Origin of the sequence: Mesorhizobium sp. M0983, from assembly GCF_040318975.1 — a bacterium.
Taxonomy (GTDB): Bacteria; Pseudomonadota; Alphaproteobacteria; order Rhizobiales; family Rhizobiaceae; genus Mesorhizobium.
In genome coordinates, this window is sequence record NZ_JAMYNH010000001.1 from 302,840 (window position 1) to 325,599 (window position 22,760).

General features: G+C 63.4%; 19 protein-coding genes and 1 pseudogene. 14 read left to right on the forward strand and 6 right to left on the reverse strand.

Annotated elements, in window-relative coordinates; genetic code table 11:
• Nucleotides 1-36 precede the first annotated feature (36 nt).
• The gene (locus NKH71_RS01580) at nt 37-1,008 is read left to right on the forward strand and encodes an ABC transporter substrate-binding protein (protein WP_023675876.1); all 972 of its coding nucleotides are present in this window, start codon (nt 37-39) and stop codon (nt 1,006-1,008) included.
• Nucleotides 1,009-1,160: 152 nt separating this feature from the next.
• Nucleotides 1,161-1,604 carry a CHRD domain-containing protein gene (locus NKH71_RS01585; protein WP_352495157.1) on the forward strand — a complete coding sequence of 148 codons (444 nt, stop codon included), beginning with the start codon at nt 1,161-1,163 and terminating at the stop codon, nt 1,602-1,604.
• A 40-nt stretch (nt 1,605-1,644) separates the two neighbouring features.
• On the opposite strand, the gene NKH71_RS01590 is transcribed toward NKH71_RS01585, so the two are convergent.
• From NKH71_RS01590 to NKH71_RS01600, 3 genes are all read right to left on the reverse strand, one after another.
• Complete coding sequence (locus NKH71_RS01590; RefSeq protein WP_023720843.1) at nt 1,645-3,294, reverse strand: thiamine pyrophosphate-binding protein; 1,650 nt, start codon at nt 3,292-3,294, stop codon at nt 1,645-1,647.
• Nucleotides 3,291-4,466 (reverse strand): CaiB/BaiF CoA transferase family protein, encoded by a 1,176-nt coding sequence (locus NKH71_RS01595; protein WP_352495158.1) that lies wholly within the window; start codon nt 4,464-4,466, stop codon nt 3,291-3,293. The genes NKH71_RS01590 and NKH71_RS01595 overlap by 4 nt, the downstream gene beginning before the upstream one ends.
• 78 nt (nt 4,467-4,544) lie before the next feature.
• On the reverse strand, nt 4,545-5,480 hold the full coding sequence (locus NKH71_RS01600; RefSeq protein ID WP_352495159.1) for an alpha/beta fold hydrolase: 936 nt from the start codon (nt 5,478-5,480) through the stop codon (nt 4,545-4,547).
• A 269-nt stretch (nt 5,481-5,749) separates the two neighbouring features.
• Here NKH71_RS01600 and NKH71_RS01605 point away from each other — a divergent pair, with 269 nt between their 5' ends.
• The 4 genes from NKH71_RS01605 (at nt 5,750) to NKH71_RS01620 (ending at nt 8,802) form a co-directional block, all read left to right on the forward strand.
• Nucleotides 5,750-6,535: an alpha/beta fold hydrolase gene (locus tag NKH71_RS01605; protein ID WP_023720840.1), complete on the forward strand. Its 786-nt coding sequence runs from the start codon at nt 5,750-5,752 to the stop codon at nt 6,533-6,535.
• Nucleotides 6,532-6,981, forward strand: coding sequence for a MarR family winged helix-turn-helix transcriptional regulator (locus NKH71_RS01610; protein WP_352482959.1), 450 nt, complete (start codon nt 6,532-6,534; stop codon nt 6,979-6,981). The genes NKH71_RS01605 and NKH71_RS01610 overlap by 4 nt, the downstream gene beginning before the upstream one ends.
• A gap of 118 nt (nt 6,982-7,099) precedes the next feature.
• On the forward strand, nt 7,100-8,113 hold the full coding sequence (locus NKH71_RS01615) for a ribonuclease T2 family protein (RefSeq protein ID WP_352482960.1): 1,014 nt from the start codon (nt 7,100-7,102) through the stop codon (nt 8,111-8,113).
• A gap of 74 nt (nt 8,114-8,187) precedes the next feature.
• Entirely contained in the window at nt 8,188-8,802 is a 615-nt protein-coding gene (locus tag NKH71_RS01620) for a hypothetical protein (RefSeq protein WP_352482961.1), read from the forward strand.
• A gap of 28 nt (nt 8,803-8,830) precedes the next feature.
• Here NKH71_RS01620 and NKH71_RS01625 read toward each other — a convergent pair whose 3' ends face one another.
• Nucleotides 8,831-10,126: a GGDEF domain-containing protein gene (locus tag NKH71_RS01625; protein WP_352788478.1), complete on the reverse strand. Its 1,296-nt coding sequence runs from the start codon at nt 10,124-10,126 to the stop codon at nt 8,831-8,833.
• A gap of 242 nt (nt 10,127-10,368) precedes the next feature.
• Here NKH71_RS01625 and ettA point away from each other — a divergent pair, with 242 nt between their 5' ends.
• From ettA to NKH71_RS01650, 5 genes are all read left to right on the forward strand, one after another.
• A complete protein-coding gene (ettA, locus tag NKH71_RS01630; protein WP_023720834.1) occupies nt 10,369-12,018 on the forward strand; it encodes an energy-dependent translational throttle protein EttA in 1,650 nt (549 codons plus the stop codon).
• A gap of 45 nt (nt 12,019-12,063) precedes the next feature.
• Nucleotides 12,064-12,834, forward strand: a complete 771-nt coding sequence (tam, locus tag NKH71_RS01635) for a trans-aconitate 2-methyltransferase (protein ID WP_352788476.1) — start codon at nt 12,064-12,066, stop codon at nt 12,832-12,834.
• 108 nt (nt 12,835-12,942) lie between these two features.
• A complete protein-coding gene (locus tag NKH71_RS01640) occupies nt 12,943-13,278 on the forward strand; it encodes a hypothetical protein (RefSeq protein ID WP_352788474.1) in 336 nt (111 codons plus the stop codon).
• 114 nt (nt 13,279-13,392) lie between these two features.
• The gene (locus NKH71_RS01645; protein WP_352684681.1) at nt 13,393-14,514 is read left to right on the forward strand and encodes a beta-ketoacyl-ACP synthase III; all 1,122 of its coding nucleotides are present in this window, start codon (nt 13,393-13,395) and stop codon (nt 14,512-14,514) included.
• 141 nt (nt 14,515-14,655) lie between these two features.
• Nucleotides 14,656-15,273, forward strand: coding sequence for an MOSC domain-containing protein (locus tag NKH71_RS01650; protein WP_352495167.1), 618 nt, complete (start codon nt 14,656-14,658; stop codon nt 15,271-15,273).
• Nucleotides 15,274-15,499: 226 nt separating this feature from the next.
• Here the strand turns inward: NKH71_RS01650 and NKH71_RS01655 are convergent, their stop codons facing one another.
• Complete coding sequence (locus tag NKH71_RS01655) at nt 15,500-15,697, reverse strand: hypothetical protein (protein WP_352788472.1); 198 nt, start codon at nt 15,695-15,697, stop codon at nt 15,500-15,502.
• A 147-nt stretch (nt 15,698-15,844) separates the two neighbouring features.
• Nucleotides 15,845-16,330, reverse strand: a complete 486-nt coding sequence (locus tag NKH71_RS01660; protein ID WP_352894191.1) for a thioesterase family protein — start codon at nt 16,328-16,330, stop codon at nt 15,845-15,847.
• Between the two features lie 119 nt (nt 16,331-16,449).
• On the opposite strand from NKH71_RS01660, the gene NKH71_RS01665 reads away from it, so the two are divergent.
• From NKH71_RS01665 to NKH71_RS01675, 3 genes and pseudogenes are all read left to right on the forward strand, one after another.
• The gene (locus NKH71_RS01665; protein WP_352788470.1) at nt 16,450-17,862 is read left to right on the forward strand and encodes an FAD-binding oxidoreductase; all 1,413 of its coding nucleotides are present in this window, start codon (nt 16,450-16,452) and stop codon (nt 17,860-17,862) included.
• A gap of 104 nt (nt 17,863-17,966) precedes the next feature.
• Nucleotides 17,967-18,490: pseudogene (locus tag NKH71_RS01670) on the forward strand (hypothetical protein).
• A 114-nt stretch (nt 18,491-18,604) separates the two neighbouring features.
• Entirely contained in the window at nt 18,605-22,759 is a 4,155-nt protein-coding gene (locus NKH71_RS01675; RefSeq protein WP_352788467.1) for an AsmA family protein, read from the forward strand.
• The last annotated feature ends 1 nt before the right edge of the window (nt 22,760 follow it).

Sequence of the window (22,760 nt, forward strand, 5' to 3'; positions counted from 1 at the left end):
GGTGGGTTTAGGGCGCTAACTTCAGAGGGTAAAAACATGAAAAGACTTGTTGTTTCGATGCTGGCCGGCGCGATGTCGCTTGCCGCGTTTCAGGCGATGGCCGCGGATAAGGTGACGCTGCAGCTGAAATGGGTCACGCAGGCACAGTTCGCCGGCTATTATGTCGCCAAGGCCAAGGGCTTCTATGACGCCGAAGGCCTCGACGTCGACATCAAGCCCGGCGGCCCGGACATCGCACCCGAGCAGGTCATTGCCGGCGGCGGCGCCGACGTCATCGTCGATTGGATGGGCGGCGCGCTGGCTGCACGCGAAAAGGGCGTGCCGCTGGTCAACATCGCCCAGCCGTTCAAGAAGGCCGGCATGGAGCTGGTCTGCCCGAAGGACGGCCCGATCAAGACGGAAGCCGACTTCAAGGGCCACACGCTCGGCGTCTGGTTCTTCGGCAACGAGTATCCGTTCTATGCCTGGATGAACAAGCTTGGCCTCAAGACCGACGGCGGGCCGGACGGCGTCACCGTGCTCAAGCAGAGCTTTGACGTGCAGCCGCTGATCCAGAAGCAGGCGGATTGCATTTCGGTCATGACCTATAACGAATACTGGCAGCTCATCGACGCCGGCTACAAGCCGGAAGAGCTGACTGTCTTCAACTATTCCGCCATGGGCAACGATCTGCTCGAAGACGGGCTCTATGCATTGGAGGACAAGCTCAAGGATCCGGCCTTCGAGGACAAGATGGTGCGTTTCGTGCGCGCTTCGATGAAGGGTTGGAAATACGCCGTCGACAATTCCGACGAGGCGGCCGGCATCGTCATGGACAATGGCGGCCAGGACGAGAACCACCAGAAGCGGATGATGGGCGAAGTCGCCAAGCTGATCGACAATGCCGATGGCAAGCTCGATCCGGCGACGTACGAGCGCACCGCGAAGGCGCTGCTCGACCAGAAGATCATCAGCAAGGAGCCTACCGGCGCCTACACGACCGCGATCACCGACAAGGCCATCAAATAGGGGCTGTCAAACCGGCTCCGTTGGAAACCGAAAGGGGCGGGCGACCGCCCCTTTTTAGTGGGATGTAAAATGAACGTTACCGGTGGAAACATCCGCTCGCAAAATCGTTGTGCCGGTGCATCCGCCTCAAGGGTGTCACAACGGAGGTTTCCATGCGCATCCAGTCCTTCACGCCGATGCTTTCGGCGCTGGCCATTTCTGCAGCCATCTTCTCTGCTTCACCGGCCCTGGCCGAAACTATAAAGATGACGGCGACGCTCGATGGTGCTCAGCAGAACCCGCCCGTCACCACGAAGGGCAAGGGCACCGCCACGCTCAGATTCAACACCGCCACCAAGAAACTCAGCTGGACGGTGAGATATTCCGGCCTCAGCGGGCCGGCGAAGGCCGCACACATTCACGGCCCGGCGGCAGAGGGTCAAAACGCCGATCCAGTGGTGCCGTTCGAAGGCAAGCTGAAGAGCCCGATCAAGGGTTCGGCGACATTGACCGATGCCCAGGCCACCGATCTTGAGGCGGGCAAATATTACGTCAACATCCACACCGCGGCCCACGCCGACGGCGAGATCCGCGGCCAGATCGAAAAGGTCAAATAGGCACATCAAGACGACAAAAACAGGGCAACCACCCTGTTTGTCAGGCCTTGTCGCGAATCTGGGTCATCGTGCGGGTCGGCGTGATGGCTTCGGGGTCGAGCCTGATCTCGACGATCGACGGCTTGCCGCTAGCACGGGCGCGCTCGAAGGCCGCCGCGAAGTCGGCGGTCTTTTCCACCGTCTCGCCATGGCCGCCATAGGCACGGGCCAAAGCAGCAAAGTCGGGGTTTTTCAGATCGGTGGCGACGACACGGCCGGGATATTCGCGCTCCTGATGCATGCGGATGGTGCCATAAATGCCGTTGTTGACTACGATGACGATGATCGGCAATCCGTATTGTACGGCGGTGGCGAATTCCTGCCCGTTCATCAGGAAACAGCCGTCGCCGGCGAAGGCGATCACGTCGCGGTCGGGGAAAAGCTGTTTGGCGGCGACCGCCGCCGGCGTGCCGTAGCCCATCGAGCCGGATGTGGGTGCTGCCTGCGTGCCGAAACGCCGGAAGCGATGGTAGCGATGCACCCAGGTGGCGTAGTTGCCGGCGCCATTGGTGAGGATGGCGTCGTCCGGCAGCATCGTTTCGAGATAATTCATGATCGGCCCCATCTGCACGGCGCCGGGGCCGCTCTCCGGAGGCGTCGACCAGTCGAGATAGGCGGTGTGCAGCTTCGCTGCCTCCGCCGCCCACACCGGCGTTGCGGCCGGCTTGCGTTTGGCAAAGGCTTCGACGAAAGCGGCAGGCGAGGTATTGATCGCCAGCGCCGGCCGGTAGACGCGGCCGAGCTCGCCGGCGTCGGCATGGATATGGACCAGCGTCTGGTCGGGGTAGGGGCTCTTCAGCAGCGTGTAGTCGGATGACGGCATCTCGCCCATGCGGCCGCCGATCAGCAGCACAAGGTCGGCCTGCTTGATGGCGGTTGCCACTTTGGGATTGATGCCGATGCCGACATCGCCGGCATAGTTCGCGTGGAGATGGTCGAACAGCATCTGGCGGCGGAAGGAGCAGCCGACCGGCAGCGACCAGGCTTCGGCTATCGTCCGCATCCGTGCAACGGCCTGCGCATCCCAGCGCGTACCGCCAAGGATGACGAACGGCCGCTTTGCCTTGTTGAGCAGCTCGTCCAGCGCGTCGAGCTCGGCTTCGCCAGGCCGCGTCTCGACAGGGGTGTAATGCCGGGCTTCCGGTGCCTCGGCAAGGCTGGTCAGCATGTCCTCGGGCAGCGAGATGACGACCGGGCCCGGGCGGCCGGACGTCGCCACTGCAAATGCCCGTGTGACGAATTCGGGGATGCGCGCGGCGTCGTCGATCTCGACCACCCATTTGGCGATATCGCCGAAGAACCTGACATAGTCGACCTCCTGGAAGGCCTCGCGCCCCTTGGCGTGGCTGGCGACCTGGCCGATGAACAGGATGAGGGGGACCGAATCCTGCATGGCGATGTGGATGCCGGCCGAGGCATTGGTGGCGCCTGGGCCGCGGGTGACGAAGCAGATGCCGGGCCTGCCGGTCAGGCGGCCATGGCAGTCGGCCATCATTGCGGCACCGCCCTCCTGGCGGCAGACGATGGTGCGGATTGGCGAATCATGCAGCGCGTCGAGCACCGCCAGATAGGATTCGCCGGGCACGCAATAGATACGGTCCGTTCCGTTGGCTTCGAGCGCATCGACGATGAGTTGTCCGCCAGTCTTCATTTTCCTGACCTCTCCAGTTCGGCAAGGATTTCTTCGGTGTGTTCGCCGAGACGCGGCGACGGCCGTTCATAGACCAGCGGCGTGCCGGACATGACCATCGGCGCGCGCACCGAGGGCAAGAGATTGCCATGGCCGTCATCGAGGTCGAGCCGCATGCCGCGCGCGATGGTCTGCGGGTCGGCAAACATCTGGCCGATATTGTTGATCGGGCTGGCCGGCACGCCGGCTGTCTCCAGCTTGGCCAGCAGCGGGTCGCGATCGAAGACCTTCAGCGCCTCGACCATGTGCTCGCGCAGCTTTGCCCGGTTGGCGACGCGGGCGGGATTGGTGGCGAAGTCAGGGTTCGAAGCCAGCTCATCGAGGCCGACGGCAGCGCAAAACTTTGCGAATTGGCCGTCATTGCCGACCGCCAGGATGATGTGGCCATCTTTCACCGGCACCACCTCGTAGGGCGCGATGTTCATATGCGCATTGCCCATCTGCACCGGCGATTGTCCGGAGACGAGATAGTTGAGGTTCTGGTTGCCGAGCGTTGAGATCTGGGTGTCGTAGAGCGCCATGTCGATATGCTGGCCTTCGCCGGTCTTCTCGGCGTGGCGAAGTGCCGCCTGGATGGCAACGACCGAATAAAGCCCGGTGAAGACATCTGAAATAGCCACGCCCGCCTTCTGCGGTTCGCGGCCGGCTTCGCCGGTGATCGACATCATGCCGGCCATGCCCTGGATGATGAAATCATAACCGGCGCGCGGCGCATACGGTCCCGACTGGCCAAAACCGGTGATCGAGCAATAGATCAGCCGTGGGTTGATTTTCCTCAGGCTGTCATAGTCGAGGCCGTATTTCTTAAGCCCGCCGACCTTGAAGTTTTCGATCAGCACATCCGATGTCGCGACCAGCCGGCGCACCGTCTCGGCGCCCTCGGGCGTCGAGAAATCGATGGCGATGGAGCGCTTGCCGCGGTTGCAGGAATGGTAATAAGCGGCCGAAAGGTTCTCGCCGTCATGGCCGATGACGAAGGGCGGTCCCCATTTGCGGGTGTCGTCGCCGCCGTCCGGGCTCTCGACCTTGATCACGTCGGCGCCGAGGTCGGCAAGCAACTGCCCGGCCCATGGCCCGGCAAGGATGCGTGCGAGTTCGATGACGCGGATGCCTTTGAGCGGAGGCTCAGTCATGGATCACCTGGTTGATCGAAAGCGCAGCCTCTATCAACCCCGCGCGCCGCTGTCACGGCCCTTGCGATGGGCCAACCGTTACGGCACCCTCAGCACGCGGTCGGCCCAGGCGGCAAAATCCTCCATTATGATGTCTCGGTTGATCTCGTTCAGGCTTTCGTGGCGGGTTTCGGCGTAAACCTTTGAAACGAGATTCGAAAAACCCATCATGTGCATCCGGACGGCAAGATGGCTGACCGCCTTGCCGCCGTCCGAGGCCGGATCCTGCTCGCCTCCGACCAGATTGACGAACAGGTCGCGCCGCACGCCGGAAAAATTGCGGTCGCGGCCGCAATGCAGCGTCATCTTGACGATGTCCTGCCACATCGACACCGATGCGTCCCAGCCGCAGAGCGGGTCGGCGATGTATTTCTCGACTTCGGCGGCATCGCGCGACAGCCAGTCGAAGGGCGTCCGGCGATCGGGCACTGCCTTGCCCCAAGCCCGGAACGTCAGCCGGGGCAGCATGCGCGACGGCACGTCTGAGCCAAGCCGGAACTTTTCCCAGGCAAGCATGCCCAGCGCGATTTGGCCGAGCAGTCCGGCAGAGAAATTGCCGTTCCAGATCGCGGCGGCATGGATGCGCGCCGAGTTGCGGAGGACAAAGTTCAGCGCGACCGACGCGCCCAAGGAGTGACCGAAGGCGATGACCGGCAGGCCGGGCTGTTCCCTGGCGATCAGATCATGGACGGCAGCGACATCGGCGATGACCTTGGCACTTCCATCCGCATCGGCGAACCTGCCAGGTGGCGCGTCGGGCGCCTTGGTGACGCCGTGGCCACGGTGGTCGTGCGCGTAGACCTGGTAGCCGCGCGCGCCGAGGAAATCGGCGAAGCGGGCATAGCGCGCCGCGTGCTCGGCCAACCCGTGATTGATCTGGACAATGGCGCGCGGCTGGCCTGTGGCGTGTTTCACATAAAGGTTGAGCTCGGCGCCGGTCGGCGATGCCAGCATCCTCTGCTTGTCAAATGGCATGTCTCGCTCCCCTCGGCGACTGTTGGGCGACGCAGCGATCGACGTCAAGAGACGTAGGGTACCCATTCGACGCTAGTTGACAGTATGCTGTCAATATGATTACATGACAGCTTACTGTCAATTGGTCAGTAGCAGATTGGGGGTATAACTATGAAAACCACCGGGGCCATTTCGCGGCGTGCAATCTTGCTGGCGGGCTTCGCCTTCACGACGGCCACCCTGTTGCCAGGGATTGCTGCGGTTCAGTCAGGAAACCAGGGAGATGACCCATGATGACGTCCACCGTTCCAGGCCCGCAAGGCCAGCTTGCCACTTATAGGATCAACGCCGGCAATGGCCTGCCGATCCTGTTCCTGCATGGAGATTGCAGCCGCGCTTCCCACTGGGACCGGGTGATGCAGCTCTCCGTCGAAGGCCGCGAGGCGGTAGCCTTCGATTTTCGCGGCCATGGCGCCTCCGCGCCGGCGCAGGACGGTGACTATGGCTATGACGGCCGTGCAATGGATGTCGGTGCCGTGGCCGACGCGTTTGGCCTGAAGCGGTTTCTCATTGTCGCGCACAGCGGCGGCGGTGGTGTGGCGCTCGCTTATGCCGCCAGCCATGCCGACCGGGTCGCAGGTGTCTTGCTCGTCGACCCGGCGACCAATCCTCGTGCGCTGCCGCAGGCGATTCGCGACGGCTTTGTCCGCGATCTGGCCGGTCCGCAAGGCCGCGATGTCCTGAACGCCTATTACACGTCGATTGCCGGCCCTAACGCGGCTGTTCGCCAGCGTGTTCTGGCCGATGTGGCAGTGGTCGATCCGGCGGCGAGGGCAGGTGTCGGCAAGGCACTGGCCGAATGGAACCCGGAGCCGGCACTCAATGCGTATCGCGGGCCTATGTTCGTATTGGCTACCGAGGCCAGTGACACTCCAGCCGCGCTCTACCGGCTGCGCACGGACATTCCGCGCCAGATCGTGGCGGGCAGCGGCCATTGGGTGATGCTTGACAAGCCCGAGGTCGTAGCCGAAGCCGTCAATAATTTCGTCGCGACCATCGAGGCCGGCCAGAAATGACGACCAGGACCGAAGCGGCAAATGTGTTCACGGAACTCGTGCTTGCCGTGTTCAGGATGAACGGCAGTTTTCTGGATGCGGCCGACCGGCTGGCCGCTCCAACCGGGCTGACGGCAGCGCGCTGGCAGGTTTTGGGTGCGGTTTTGAAGGAGCCGAAATCCGTGGCCGACGTCGCCCGCGACATGGGTCTCGCCCGTCAGAGCGTACAGCGGCTGGCCGACATACTGGCTGCGGAGGGGCTTGCCGCCTATGCCGACAACCCAGCGCATCGCCGCGCCAAGCTGTTGTCGATAACCGATGCCGGCCGGGCAGCGGTCAAGAATATCGGCACACGCCAGCATGTTTGGGCGAACCGCGTTTCGGAGGGTATGGACGCCGACGCGCTAAAAGCCTCGCTTGATCTGCTGCGCACCTTGACAGAACGCGTGGAGGCGGGCGGATCCTGATCGACCACACGGGAACCGTCTCAATGCGCTGGCGATTGTTTTTACGGCCGACGAAAGAAATCGTAATTCTGACATGTCGCAAGTTCTAGCTTGCGGCGTGAATACGAGGAGTGCCGGAATGCGGATTTGGGCGATATGGGGGGCGGTGTTTCTTGCGTTTGCTGGCGCAAGCGCGGCGCGGGCCGATGTGAAGATGACCGGCTCTTTCGTCGCCGATGCCGCCTGTCCGGCAACGCAGGCGATCAAGAGCGGCAAGAATCCCCGCAACGTCTCGACCGCGGCTGGCCAGAGTTACGATCTGCTGGCCGGCAACAAGGACGCGCCCACGCACTATCTCATCCGCGTTCCGGGCGCCGATCCGGAGCGCCGCTGGGTTAAGATCAGCTGCGGTCACGTTTCGGGCGGCAGCGCGTCGACGATACCGGCTGCACCGGCGCCTGCCGAGCCGAACAAGCCATCGGCGTCCGGAAAGCCGGAATATGTCTTCGCGCTGAGCTGGCAGCCGGCTTTCTGTGAGACCAAATCCAGCAAGACCGAATGCCGGGCGCAGACCGCCGCCGGTTTCGACGCGACCCACTTCACCTTGCATGGGCTGTGGCCGCAACCGAATGGAAATTTCTATTGCCAGGTCGCGGCAAGCGACAAGGCGAACGACGATCCGGCACATTGGCGGGATTTGCCGCCGGTCACGCTGGACCCGAATACGCGATCGGAACTCGACCAGGTGATGCCGGGCACCGCATCCGCCCTCGAAAGGCATGAATGGATCAAGCACGGCACCTGCTACGGCAAGAGCCAGCAGGAGTATTTCTCCGACGCTTTGAACCTGATGCAAGCGGTGAACGCGTCGCCGGTGCGCGATCTCTTCACCAGGAACGTCGGCAAGCAGCTGACATCCGATCAGATCCGCAGCACCTTCGACAGCGCCTTCGGCAAAGGCGCGGGCGACCGGGTCCGCGTATCCTGCGTGGTCGATCCCTCGAGCGGCAGGCGGCTGATCGACGAGCTGACGCTCGGCCTGGCCGGCCCGATCGCTTCGAACTCTTCGCTCGGTGCGCTGCTGCTTGCCTCGGCACCGACAGCCAAGGTGGGTTGTCCGAAGGGTACCGTCGACGCCGTCGGGTTCCAGTAGACAGGCCGAACGCGACTGTCGCCTTGCGCCGGGGGTGGTATGGTCTTGAAGGCACACATTCGTAGGGGGTGGCGATGAGTGGCATGACGAACGGGGCGCTGGCGCGGCTGGCGTTCTGGGCCAGGGGCATGACGGCGATCCGAGACGGCCATATGGAATGGCCGGGCTTTTCCTACACCGAAGTGGAGTGGGCGCGCATGACCACGCTGGCCAAACCGATCGGCGGCGGCACCTACCAATTGTTCACGCTGGTCAACGCGGCGATCTTCATCGCCATCGCCGCGCTCGGGATATTCTGTGTCTTCCTGCCGCTGGCGACGCTGCTGTTCCCGGTACCACCCGAAACCAGTGCGCTCAAGTTTTCGCTGCTCCTGGCGGCATGCGCCTTGCTGATCATCGGCATCGGCTTGCCGATTTCGCTGCGTCTCTCGACCGCGCTGGTCGCGCCGAAGGCAATGCGGGCCGCGCTTGTCGCCGTGCCCGGCGACCAGATGCTTGCGGCAAAAGTGTCATGGCAGATCAACCGGATCACGCTCGTGCTTTGCGGCCTGCTGGTGCCGGGCATTCTTCTGTTCATCGCCTACGACATCGATGCCGGCCCGGTCATCGCGGCAATGAAATGGCTGGCGATCGGGTTGATGGCGGTTTCGGTTGCGATCGGCGCATGGCAGCGGCGCAAACAATCCTGATTGCGCCAATCCGAGACCAGAGTGAGAGTTACGCGCCGGCGCTGCGCTCCGGCCTGTTCCATGTGTTGCGCCCGTCTGCTTCGTTGCCACCCGGTTCGCCGACAACGCGATCGCGTCCGGTCGATTTGGCCTTGTAGAGACGCTGGTGGGCCAGCGCAAAGAGATCGGCAAGGCAACGCGTCGTCTCGCTGACCGTCGAGATGCCGGCGCTGACGGTGATGTCGAACCGGCTGGTGCTCGCAGACGTCTTGACCGCTTGCCTGACGGTTTCGCCCAGCAGTCTGGCGAGCGGCTGTGGACGCCAGCAGAGGATGGCGAATTCCTCACCGCCGATCCTGAACAATTGATCTTCGGTCCCGACAAGTTCGCCAAGCAAAATCGCCAGGGCTTTCAGCACCTTGTCTCCCTCGGCGTGGCCGAAGCGGTCATTGATCGATTTGAAGTGGTCGACATCGATGATCAGCAGGCTGAGCGGCCTGGCAGTCCGCAGGCTGGCGGCGACGGCGGCCTCGCCATCGCTGTCGAAGCGACCCCTGTGCAGTAGGCCGGTGAGGCCGTCGCGACCGACGTGCTCGATCAGCGCCTCATAGCGCTCGCGATAGGTCAGCGTGTCGAAAATGTCGGAAAGCCCGCGCGGCGCCGGCACCTGCCGCGCCTCGAACCATCTGATGTAGGCGACCAGCATGGTGCTGTAGACCAAGGCCGCTGCCACCTTGGCGAACCAGCCGCCGAAGAACACCGCGACCGGCGCCCCGGTGACGAAATGCAGCGCCGTGAAAAAGCCTGCCTGGTCGAAGGTGAGCACGCACGCGACGGAGACCAGGATGCGCGTGAAAAGCGCTTTGCGCAGATATTTGCCGAGCTTTTCATAGAGCAGGATGATCAGGATGGCGTCGACGAACAGCAGCGTCGTGCCCCACACCATCAGCCAGCCCATCTCGTCGATGAAGCCGATGTCCGGAAGCTTGCCGTCGGGCAGCGGTGCGATGTCGTGCAGGCGCAGGATCAGCACGAGCCCGATCATCAGGGCATTGCCGAGCAGCAGGCCGTAGATGGGCTGGCGGACGGTTGCCGCGTCCTCCTTGATGTAGAGCAGGAGCAGCATGACCAGCTTGCCGGAAAACAGCACAGCCGAACCCGGCGACACCATGCCGAACGGCAGCGCGACGTAGAAGACGCTGGCGAGGTAGGTTTCCAGGAAATGCATAACGCCAAGGGCGCAGACAAAGACGCCGAGGCCGATGCGGCCTCTGAACCGGAAAAGCGTGACCATGATGCCGAAATAGAGAACCGCTTCGGCAAAAAGCAGGAAACTGTTCAGCACGGCCCGATCTCTCTCCCCGAAATCGCGGCTGCCAGCGATTTCCCATCCAAACACTGTTTTGACGCGGAATGGTTAACCGGAGCTTTCGCCCGGGCGCCGGCACGAAATGAAGCGGCTAAGCGTTCGCGGTGCGACCAATTCCGCCTGGGACCAAAACTGTTTGCCGTTCGGGGCCGCATCGCTTACATAGCCTCCAACTTCCATTCAATCCGACATCAGTCGACTTTTCAGGGAAAGCGCGCGTGGCACGCCAGTTCATCTATCACATGGCCGGCCTCAACAAGGCCTACGGCACCAAGAAGGTGCTCGAGAACATCCATCTGTCCTTCTACCCGGACGCCAAGATCGGCATCCTCGGCCCCAACGGCGCCGGCAAGTCGACGATTCTCAAGATCATGGCCGGCATCGACAAGGAGTGGAGCGGCGAGGCCTGGCTGGCCGAAGGCGCGACCGTCGGTTACCTGGCGCAGGAGCCGGCGCTCGATCCGAACAAGAATGTGTTCGAAAACGTCATGGAAGGCGTTGCCGCCAAGACCGCGATCATCGAGCGCTACAACGAATTGATGATGAACTATTCCGACGAGACGGCGGACGAGTCGGCCAAGCTGCAAGACGAGATGGACCGGCTCAATCTGTGGGATCTCGAGCAGCAGGTCGAGATGGCGATGGAGGCACTCGGCTGCCCGCCCAAGGAGGCCGATGTCACCAAGCTGTCGGGCGGCGAACGCCGTCGCGTCGCGCTCTGCCAGCTCTTGCTGCGCCAGCCCGACCTTCTGCTGCTCGACGAGCCGACCAACCATCTCGACGCCGAGACGACGGCGTGGCTGGAAAAGCATCTGCGCGCCTATCCGGGCGCGGTGATGATCATCACCCACGACCGCTACTTCCTCGACAATGTCACCGGCTGGATCCTCGAGCTCGATCGCGGCCGCGGTATCCCGTACGAAGGCAACTACACCAAATATCTCGAAGCCAAGGCCAAGCGGCTCAAGCAGGAAGGCCGCGAGGACGATGCGCGCCAGCGGGCGATCGGCCGCGAGCGCGAGTGGATCCAGTCCAGCCCGAAAGCCCGGCAGACCAAGTCGAAGGCCCGTATCCAGGCGTTCCAGGATCTGCTGGATGCGGCCGACAAGCGGCGTCCGAGCGATACGCAGATCGTCATTCCGCATGGCGAGCGGCTCGGCAATGTGGTGATCGAGGTCGAGGACCTGTCGAAGGGCTTTGGCGACACGCTTTTGATTGACGATCTCGAATTCAAGCTGCCGCCCGGCGGCATCGTCGGCGTCATCGGCCCGAACGGCGCCGGCAAGACGACGCTTTTCCGCATGATCACCGGCCAGGAAAAGCCCGATGCCGGCACCATCCGCGTCGGCGAGACGGTCAAGCTCGGTTATGTCGACCAGAGCCGCGACGCACTCGACCCGACCAAGACGGTCTGGGAAGAGATCTCGGGTGGCGCCGAAGTGGTCAAGCTCGGCAAGTTCGAAGCCAACACCCGCGCCTATTGCGCGTCGTTCAATTTCCGCGGCGGCGATCAGCAGCAGAAGGTCGGCAACCTGTCCGGCGGCCAGCGCAACCGCGTGCATCTGGCCAAGATGCTGAAGACCGGCGGCAATGTGCTGCTGCTCGACGAACCGACCAACGATCTCGATACCGAAACACTTGCGGCACTTGAAGACGCGCTCGAGAGCTTCGCCGGCTGCGCCGTCATCATCTCGCACGATCGCATGTTCCTCGATCGCCTGGCGACGCACATCCTCGCCTTCGAGGGCGACAGCCACGTCGAATGGTTCGAAGGCAATTTCGAGGATTACGAGCAGGACAAGATCCGCCGCCTCGGCCCGGACGCGGTCAATCCGCACCGCATGACGTATAAGCGGCTGACGCGGTAAGACATTTACAGGGCGGCGAATTCTCAAATGATCTGAGGAACCAAGATGGCCGACTGGTCCGCCGCCCTCTACCTGAAATTCGAGGACGAGCGCACCCGCCCCGCGCGCGATCTCGTTGCGCAGGTGCCGGTGCCGGAACCACGCCGGGTGGTCGACATTGGCTGCGGGCCGGGCAATTCGACCGAATTGCTGGTCGAGCGCTGGCCGCAGGCGCAGATCAGCGGCTTCGATACCTCCCTCGACATGATCGAGAAGGCGAAGGCGCGCCTGCCCGGCGTCACCTTTGCCTTGGCGGATGCGGCGGCGTGGCAGCCGAACGAACCGGTCGACGTGATCTTTGCCAATGCGGTGTTTCAATGGCTGCCGGAGCATCCGGCGGTCTTCCAGCGGCTGATAGGATTTTTGGCGCCCGGCGGCGCGCTTGCCGTGCAGATGCCGGACAATATGGCCGAGCCTTCGCACCGGCTGATGCGGGAGACCGCGGCCGAGATGCCGTTTGCCGAAAAGCTCGAGCGCGCGGCCCGCGCGCCGCTGCCGCCGGTCGCGTTCTATTACGACCTTTTGTCGCCATTCTCGGATCGGCTCGATATCTGGCACACGATCTACAACCATCCGCTGGCCGATGCCGAGGCGATCGTCGAATGGGTGAAGTCGACGGGGCTGAAGCCGTTCCTCGATCCGCTCGACGAGAACGAGCGGCAGCTTTTCCTGAAGCGCTATACGGCCAGGATCAGCGAAGCCTATCCGAAAACGGCAAGCGGCAAGGTATTGCTGCGCTTTCCCCGTCTCTTCATCGTGGCGCGGCGTTCCGCTTAGAAACTCTTAGCTACACCCAAAAACAGTGCATGGCGGATGCTTGACCGGCTTTCGCCGTCATGCGCATCTCGCTGGGGCACGGCCCTTCATGGGCCATGGGGGTGGATGATGACACTGAAAAAGCTCGTTTTCGGCGGCAGCGTTTGCGCGGCCGCTGTGCTTGCCTTGTCTCTATCGGCGGAGGCCAAGCGAGCGCGCTGCTTCACCAGCGACGACGGCTATTTCTCGTGCAGCTATCGGGCGCTGGACGATGCCGGCAGCTTTCGCATCTCGGCGCCGGGTTATCCGACCTACGTCCTGGAAATCGACGGACCGGGTTTTGCCTATGGCTATGTCAATCTCGGCCGCCGCAACGTGCCGCTGCCCGGGCAATTCGTGCGCAGCCGCGATGACGGTGCCTGCTGGAACAACCCGCAGACCAATACCAAGCTCTGCGCCTGGTAAAGACCCGTCCCAGGGACTTGATTTAAGCCGGCATAAACTGGCTAGGTGCAAAAAGAGGTTGCGCCGAGCTTTTTGCGGCGAAGCCGCAACGCCTGCGCACGGGACGAACTGGAAATGCATCGCGTCATCATCAGCGGCATCGGCGTTGAAATCCCCGAAGCTTCGATCACCAATGAGGAGCTCGTCGCCACCTTCAACGCCTGGGTGGACATGGAGAACATCCGCCGCGAGGTCTCGGGCGAGCCGCTGCTACAGAAATCGGACAGTGCCTTCATCGTCCATGCCTCGGGCGTCCAGACCCGCCATGTCATCGAACGGGAAGGCATCCTCGACCCGACCCGCATGGCGCCGCGCTTCCCGGCGCGGCCCGACGATGCGCTGTCGCTGGAGGCCGAGTTCGGCATCGCTTCGGCCAGCAAGGCGCTCGATCATGCCGGGCTGAAGCCTGGCGACATCGACCTGGTGATCTGCTCGGCCTCGCACCATCAGCGGCCCTATCCGGCGATCGCCATCGAAATGCAGCAGGCGCTGGGCACGAAAGGCGCCGGCTTCGACATGGGGCTCGGCTGCTCGTCGGCGGCGGCCGCATTGCACATCGCCGTCAATCTGGTGCGGGCGGGGGCGCACAAACGCGTGTTGGTGACGACGCCGGAGATCATCACCGGGCATCTCAATTTTCGCGACCGGCAGACGCATTTCATCTTCGGCGACGCTTCCGTGTCGATGATCGTCGAAGGGCTTGCCCAAGGCGAGAAGCGGCCGGGGCGCTTCGAGGTGCTCGACACGCGCGCCTGGACGCAGATGTCGAACAGCATCCGCACCAATCTCGGTTATTATACCCGCGCTGCCCAGGACGATCCGTACATGATCGATCTGGAAGGCAATCTGATCAAGCAGATCGGCAACAAGGTGTTCAAGGAAGTCACCGTCGCCGGCCACAAGTTCATCGTCGAATTCCTGGCCGAACACGGGCTGACGCCGCAAGCGATCCGGCGCTTCTGGCTGCATCAGGCCAATGCACGGATGAACGCCATGATCCTGAAACTGTCGTTCGGCCATGACGTCGACCATGACCGCGCGCCGATGGTGCTGGAGCGCCTCGGCAACACCGCCGCCGCCGGTGCCATCATCGCCCTGTCGGAGAACCATGCCGACATGAAGGCCGGCGACTACGGCCTGCTCTGCGCCTTCGGCGCCGGCTACTCGATCGGCGGCGCGCTATTGCGCATGCTTTGACCATTTCGGCGCGAACGGAACCAGCATCGGAACGCGCCGAGCAGAGTCGCATCAGTCCGCTTGATCGGAGCATCAGCGCTTTCGACTGGACCCGATGAGCTGACCGCGGCTAATTGCGCGTATCACGCGAGGAACGAACCCATGCTGGATCTTTTTCCCGAAGCCGAAACTCCGGTCGAGATCGTCCCGGCGCGAAAGCTCACCGCCAGGGTGGCCTCGCTCTATCTCGCACCATTCGATCATTTCGAGACACGGGCGGTGGATAAGTTGCAGCTTGGCTTCGACGGCATTGAAGGCGATTTCCACGCCGGCACGACGCGGCGCTCCGGCGGACGGGAACCCTGGTATCCGCGCGGCACCGAAATGCGCAACGAACGGCAATTGTCGATCGTCGCGGCGGACGAACTGGCAATCGTTGCCGAACGGATGGGCATCGCCGAGATCAAGCCGGAATGGATCGGCGCCAATCTCCTGATCGAAGGCCTGCCGCACCTCTCGATGCTGCCGTCCGGCGCGCTGCTGTTCTTCAAAGGCGGCGCGACTGTCAAGATCGACGCGCAGAACGGGCCTTGCCGCATCGCCGGGCGATCGGTCGCCGAAAATGCCGGGATGGCCGATCACGAGGCCGGCGCGCTGCTGTTCGCGAAAGCGGCGAAGCGTTTGCGCGGCCTCGTCGCCTGGGTCGAGAAGCCCGGCACGATCACGGCCGGCGAGGAGATTTCGGTGCGCGTGCCAGAACAGTGGATTTACCGGGCCTGAAGACTAAAATCTTAGAGGATCAGGGATTGTCTGTTTGTAGTTGGCTGCTGAAACAGCTTCCAATCCATCGCCTTGTTTGGCCGTTTTCTTTGTTCGCCGCAATTTCTTCACCGCAATTCTTGCAACGATAGATGCCGGAATTCGGTGGCTTGCTGCCTGGCGACCATTCGTTGTCGTAAGCAACGCTGTATTCTTGTGCCGCAAGCTCGGTGTTATCATAACAGTTTCAGGCGTGGCCGCGTTTCATCCGCGCCTGCTTAAGGATGGCGCGCCAGCGGATCATGGCGAAGGGGATCGGCTCGTTGTTGTTGGCGATGTGGGAGATCTCGTTGTTGAGGTTCTTCAGCGAGCGCCAGAAATCATAGTCGGTGATGCGTGGGTCAGCCGCCAGCCTGTCCGCCTCGACCTTGATGTCGGTTTTCATGCACGTTCCCCGAACCGCTGCTGCTCCGCCGCCCGTATCGCAACTCGATGCGGATGGTTTTCCAACGCCGCGCTGAGTCGTTCAACGTCTCAATTCGGCTTGTTCACGTTAAAACCTCGGTAAGGTTAACGGCGGTTGGGTTGCGGTTCAAGCCGGCTTACGACGAATAACGATCGAGCGGCCGGCGCGCTCCGGCATCGGCAGGGCGGCATGGGCGGCGCGCATCGCTTCCACCCTGGCAAGGACGTCGGCGGGGAAGGGCGCCACCTTCGGGCCAGCCATGTCGACATGCAGCGACAGCGTTTCGGACGTGGCGGCAAGCCAGCCGTCGACATGGCGGATTTCCTGATAGGCCCTCAGCCGCTTGTCGTCATGGTCGAGGAGCTGGAACGAGACCGTGACCTTGTGGTCGAGATGCAGCTCCTGGACGTAGCAGACATGGACTTCCGCGGTGTAGATGGTCAGCCGCCGTTCCCTCACATAGTCCATCCCCATTCCCATCATCTCGAAGGCTTCGTCGGAGCAACGGTCGAACAGCACGTTGTAATAGGCCATGTTCAGATGGCCGTTGTAGTCGATCCAGGCCTTCTCGATGTCCATGGCGCGAGAGACGAAAGGGGCGGGGATGGGCATCGGAAACTTCCTTCTCGTCATGCCGGGATGAGCGTGGACTGGACAGAGCGTGGTCGGTGAGACTACGCATCCCTAGATGCAGAACAAGGGTGGACGCTGGTCCATTCGCGGAGGAATCGATGGCTCTAAGCGACCTCAACCCGGTCGAACGCAACGAGGAAGGCATTGCCGCCGTGCTCGGCATCCTCAAGCAGCGGCTCGGCGAGCGCTTCCAGACCGGCCAGGCGATCCGCGCCCAGCACGCGCACACCACGACCTATATCCCGACGCAGGCGCCGGACGGTGTCGCCTTTGCCGAGACGACGGAGGAGGTGCAGGAGATCGTGCGTGCGTGCGCTGCACATCGCGTGCCGGTGATCGCCTTTGGCGTCGGCTCTTCGCTGGAAGGCCATACCAATGCGCCGGGCGGCGGCATCTCGCTCGATACGTCACGCATGAACCGTATCGTTGCAGTTAATCCGCAGGACCTCGATTGCACCGTCGAGCCCGGCGTGACGCGCGAGGACCTCAACCGGCATCTGCGCGACACCGGCCTGTTCTTTCCGATCGACCCGGGCGCCAACGCTTCGCTCGGCGGCATGGCGGCGACACGGGCGTCGGGCACCAACGCCGTGCGCTACGGCACGATGCGCGACAACGTCCTGTCACTGACGGCGGTGATGGCCGACGGCGAAGCGGTTACGACCGGAAAGCGCGCCAAGAAAAGCTCGGCCGGCTATGATCTGACGCGGCTGCTGATCGGCTCGGAAGGTACGCTTGGCATCATCACCCAGCTGACCTTGAAGCTGCAGGGCATTCCGCAGGCGATTTCGGGCGGCGTCTGCCCGTTTCCCAGCGTCGAGGCGGCCTGCAACGCGGTGATCGCGACCATCCAGATGGGCATTCCGGTGGCGCGCATCGAATTGGTCAATGCGCTGCAGATGCGAGCGATGAAGACCTATTCGAAGCTCGACTATCCGGAGAGCCCCTGCCTGTTCGTCGAGTTCCACGGCAGCGATGCCAGCGTCGCCGAACAGGCCGAGACTTTCGGCATGATCGCCGAGGAAAATGGCGGCGGCCCGTTCCTGTGGACCAGCGTCGCCGAAGAGCGGACAAAATTGTGGAAAGCCAGGCACGATGCCTACTGGTCGTCGCTGACGCTGCGGCCGGGCGCCAAGGGCCTGTCGACCGATGTCTGCGTGCCGATCTCGCGCTTTGCCGAATGTGTCACCGAGACCGAGGCGGATATCGCCGAGATGGGCCTGATCGCACCGATCGTCGGCCATGCCGGCGACGGCAATTTCCATGTATTGGTGCTGATGGACGTGGACGACCCGAAGGAGATCGCATTGGCGGAAAAATTCGTGGCGCGGCTCAATATGCGCGCCATCGCCATGGACGGCACCTGCACCGGCGAGCATGGCATAGGGCAAGGCAAGATCGGCTTCCTGCGGCATGAGCTCGGTCATGGCGTCGACATCATGCGCACGATCAAGCAGGCGCTCGACCCGCTGAATATAATGAACCCCGGCAAGATATTGCCGGCCGAATAGTGGAAGAAGATCCAGATGGTCCCTGGCTTGACCGCACCACCATTTGGATCGAGACTCCAAGCACCTGAGAGGCAGGCAGGCGTCAAAGACGGAGGAATGGTGTCATGGCGATTTCACGCAAGGAAGAGGCTCGGGCGCTGAGCGCCGACGAACATGCTCTCGTCGAGAAGTCGCACCATCCAGCAGTGCAGCATCTTGCCGACGCCCCGAACTCGCCAGCCTGGTCAAGCTCCTAAGGGAGCGGCGCGACAAGGCCCAGACCGAGGCGCATCGCCGCCGCCGCGAAATGCGCGGCAAGGGTGCGCCAAAGGGCGCCGGCGCCTCGAAGGCCGATGAAGGTTCGCAGTTGAAGCTGGCGGTTCTGGCGATGACCATGCGGCGGCTCAATGGCGAGGCCGAACGCCGCCGCCAGTTGGCAGCGCGTGTTTCGCTGGTCGAGAATGCACGCAAGGCGCTGTCCATGAAGCAGGGCGCTGCGGCAGACGGTCCCGAGTTCAACACGCGCACCGCGCACAAAGGCATGCGCGCGATCGTGAGCCGGCGGCCCGAGAATCTGATCCGGCCGATGGAACTCGGCCGGCAGCGGCAGGCGGCAAAGGTGGCGCAGGCAAAGCGCGACGCGCGCTGAGTTTTCTTGGCCGCCTTCGTTTGCCCTGGACGCTGTCTGGCGGGAATTGCCTCTTTATCGACACGCTGATGCGGGTAGAGTGCGGCTGATTTTCAATCAACTGCTTCGGAGTTCATGCTCGCACGCCTGTTCGTGATCTTCGGTGGGCTTCTCGTGCTGGTGCTGTGTGCGGCGCTGGTGGTGCCGTACTTTGTCGACTGGACGGGTTATCGCGCCGATTTCGAACGCGAGGCGAGCGCCGTTCTTGGCCGCAAGGTGACCGTGCGAGGCGATGCAACGGCAAGGCTGCTGCCGTTTCCCTCGGTGACCTTTTCCAACGTCGCCGTCGCCGGTGGCCCCAACGGCCAGCCGGCGATGACCGTCGAAACCTTTTCGATGGATGCAGAACTCGCGCCATTCCTGCGCGGCGAGGTGCTGATCTTCGACATGCGCCTGGTGCGGCCGAAGGCGACGATCGACATCGCCGCCAACGGCACGGTCGACTGGACGATACGGCCGTCCTCGCCGTTCGATCCCGGCCAGATCTCCATCGAGAAGCTGACGGTGACGGAAGGACAGATCGCGCTCAGCCACGCTGCCGGCGGCCGTAGCCATCTTATTTCCGAGATCAACTCGACGATCTCGGCCAAGTCGCTGGGCGGCCCCTGGCGGATGGACGGCTCCCTGTTGCTGGACGGGTTGCGGACCACGATCGCCGCTTCCACCGGCAAGGCCGAACCGGACGGGCAAATGCGGCTCAGGCTCAAAGCCGGTCCGGATGACTATCCGCTGGTCATCGAGACCGACGGCAATGTGGGCCTCGTCGAGGGCGCCGCGGTCTATTCGGGCCAGTTCAAGATATCGGGCGCAGACCAGACTGTAGCGCAGTTGCGCGGCACCGACGGCGAGGCAGTGAAAGTCAGCGCCGGCAAGCCGGATCCGGGGTTCAGGCTGAACGGCAAGTTTTCGCTCGACCACCAGGAGCTCGGCGTCGACGAGTTCCGCTTCGAGACCGGACCGCTCGGCAATCCTTACACCGCCGACGGCAAGGCTGCGGTCGACCTTGGGCTGAAGCCGCATTTCTCGATCGAGGCCAATGGCGCACAGGTGCAGTTCGACGAGGCCGTGGGGGCGGCGGCCGGTGCCGGATTGACGCTGTCCGAGCGGGTGGCGGCGCTGGAGCAGGCGCTGCTCGATCTGCCGAAGCCGACCATACCGGGCACGGTCGAGGTGAGACTGCCGGCGGTGGTGGCAGGCGACACGACGGTTCGCGACGTGCATCTATCCGCCGAACCGGCCGAGGGCGGCTGGGCGGTGAAATCGCTGGCCGCCACGCTGCCCGGCCGCGCCAAGCTGGAAGCCAATGGCATGGTCAGCGTCGAGGATCATTTTGGATTCACCGGATCGCTGCTTCTGGCTGTGGCGCAGCCCTCCGGCTTTGCCGCCTGGCTGTCGAAGGACGTCGACGAGGCGATCCGCCGCTTGCCGGCCGCCGGCTTCAAGGCAAAAGTAGATTTGAGTGAAAAGCACCAGGCCTTCAGCGATCTCGAACTCATCCTCGGCAAGGCGAAGTTCTCCGGCCGCATCGATTCCACCCAGCCCGAAGACACAAGGCCATCGGTGCTGATGCAACTGGAAGGTGGCGAACTCGACGTCGATGGACTCGCCGCCTTCGCCTCGATCTTCGTCAGCGACAAGGGAGCCAACCGCTTTTCCGACCGCGACCTCGATTTCCAGATCAAGGCCGGGCCGGTCAGCGCAGGTGGGTTGACCGCCGATAGCGTCGACACCGCGCTTAGATTGCGCGACGGGCTGCTTGAGATCGACCGCCTGTCGGTCGGCGGACTTGCCGGCGCCTCTATCAGCGCCACCGGCCGGATCAAGGACTTCCCGGCGAGCCCGACCGGGAAGCTCGACGCTTCGGTGGTCGCCGTCGACCTCAAGCCGCTGATCGACGTCGCCGTCCGGCATTATCCGGACAATGCGGTGCTGAACGGGTTGGCGGCGCGGGCCGCTGCCTATCCGGAGCTGTTCCAGGATGCGCGTATCGACGCCGTCACGAGTGCCGCAGACAATGGCGACGGTACGACTGGACTGGCAATGAGCGCACAGGGCAGGGCCGGTGGTTCGGCCTTTTCGGCGTCGCTGTCCGGCAAAGGGGCGCTCGACCGGCCCCTCGAAGCGCCGGTGACGTTGACCTTCAATGCCCGGAACGCCGACGCCACCGCACTTCTGGCGCTTTACGGGTTGCCGGCGCTGCCACTCGGCATGCTCGGCGAGGCGACCACCGACGTCTCGGCCAAAGGCACACTTGGCGGCGGCCTGGCGACACGCTTCAGCCTGGCCGGCAACGACTTCAAAGCTGGTTTCGACGGGACAGTTGCCGACACGCCTCAGGGCGCGGCCGCCAAGGGCAAGGTCAGCCTGGAAACGGCCGACATCGAGCCATGGCTGATGACGACCGGCGTCGGCCTGCCTGGCATGGGGACCGGCATGTCGACGTCGCTTGCTGCCGATGCCGACTACGGCAATGGTCTTTTGGTGCTGAGCGGCCTCAACGGCGCCGTCAACGAAGCGGCGGTTTCCGGTGACGTAAATATCGACGTCAAGGAGGGGCTGCCGCATCTTGCCGGCGCGCTGTCGCTGGACGAGCTGGACCTCGATCCGATGGCGATGATGCTGTTCGGCGACCAGGCCTTCCTCGTCAATGACGGGGCCTGGCCGACGGCACCGTTCAGCCAGAAATCCAGTTTGCCATTTACCGCCGATCTCGATCTGACGGCGGCGTCGCTTGCCGCCGGCCCGCTTGCCACCGCCTATGACGCTGCGCTTTCGCTGCAGCTCGACCAGGAGGGCATTCGTGTTTCCGACCTCAAGGCAAAATTCCTCGGCGGCGAGTTGAGTGGCCTGTTCGAGCTCAAGAACAATGACGGCACCGGGCTTTTCTCCGGTCAGATGAAACTCGCCGGCTCCGATCTGGCAGCCGTGCTGCCGGAGGCCGGTTTCAGCGGAAGCGGCGATTTCTCGACGGCGCTTTCGACCAGCGGCAAATCGGTCGACGCGATGGTCGCGGCGCTGTCCGGTTCCGGCACGGCGACGCTGAAGGGCATGACTATTGCCGGCTTCAATCCCGATGCCTTTGGCGCATTCATCGCCAAGGCCGACGCGATAGGGCGCGATATCGACGCGTCGAAGACTGCCGGCTTCGTGCCGCAGATCGCCGCGGCGGGAAGTTTTCCGGCGCAGGACACCGATATTGCCTTCACCATCGCCGGCGGCACGCTGAGGGCGCCACCGGTCAAATTCGAAAGCCCGGGCGCGACGCTGTCCGCCGACATCACCGCCGATCTGAATACCAGCACCGTCGATGCCAAGGGCGAGATCGCCTACCGACCCGGCGACGAGGCGCTGGTCGGCTCCGAACCAATTTTGAATTTCAGCGTCGACGGTCCGTTCGGCGCCATCAAACGGCAGTTCGACAGCGAGCCACTGGCACAGTTCCTGACCCAGCGTGCGCTGGAAAAGGAGCAGCAGCGGGTCGAAGCCATGCAAGCCGCGCTGCTCGAGAAACAAAGGCTGCGGCGTGAGGTGCGCTACTACGCTGCCCTGCAAACCGAGCGTGAAAGAGCGGCGGAGGAACTGCGCAGGCAACAGGAAGCAGCGCGGCTGAAGGCCGAGGCCGACGCCAAGGCAAAGGCCGAAGCTGAGGCGCAGGCCCAAGCCGAAGCGGAGGCGAGGGCGCAGGCTGAAGCCAAGGCGAAGGCTGAAGCGGACGCTAAGGCACAGGCCGAAGCCGAGGCTCAGGCCCAAGCCGAAGCGGAGGCGAGGGCGCAGGCTGAAGCCAAGGCGAAGGCTGAAGCTGGCGCCAAGGCAAAGGCCGAAGCTGAGGCGCAGGCCCAAGCCGAAGCGGAGGCCAGGGCGCAGGCTGTAGCCAAGGCGAAAGCGGATGCAGCGGCGAAGGCCGAAGCCGAGGCCAGGGCGAAAGCCGAGGCGGCTGCAAAGGCCAAAGCGGATGCCGAAGCCAAAGCCGAGGCGGCGCAACAGGCTGCCGAGGAAGCAGCGCAGGCCGAAGAACAGCAACGCCAGAGGGCGGAAGAGGCGTTGCGGATCGCCTCGGAAGAGAAGGCAAAGCTCGACGCCGAACGCAAGGCCGCGGCGGAGCAAGCGCAGAAAGCAGAACGTGCGCCACCGGCCGCAAATAACGTGCCACCCTCAGTGCCGCCCCCGCCAAAGCTCAAGTTCGATCCCTCGTCGATCGACGATCTGCTAAAATCGCTGAATGGCGGGTGAC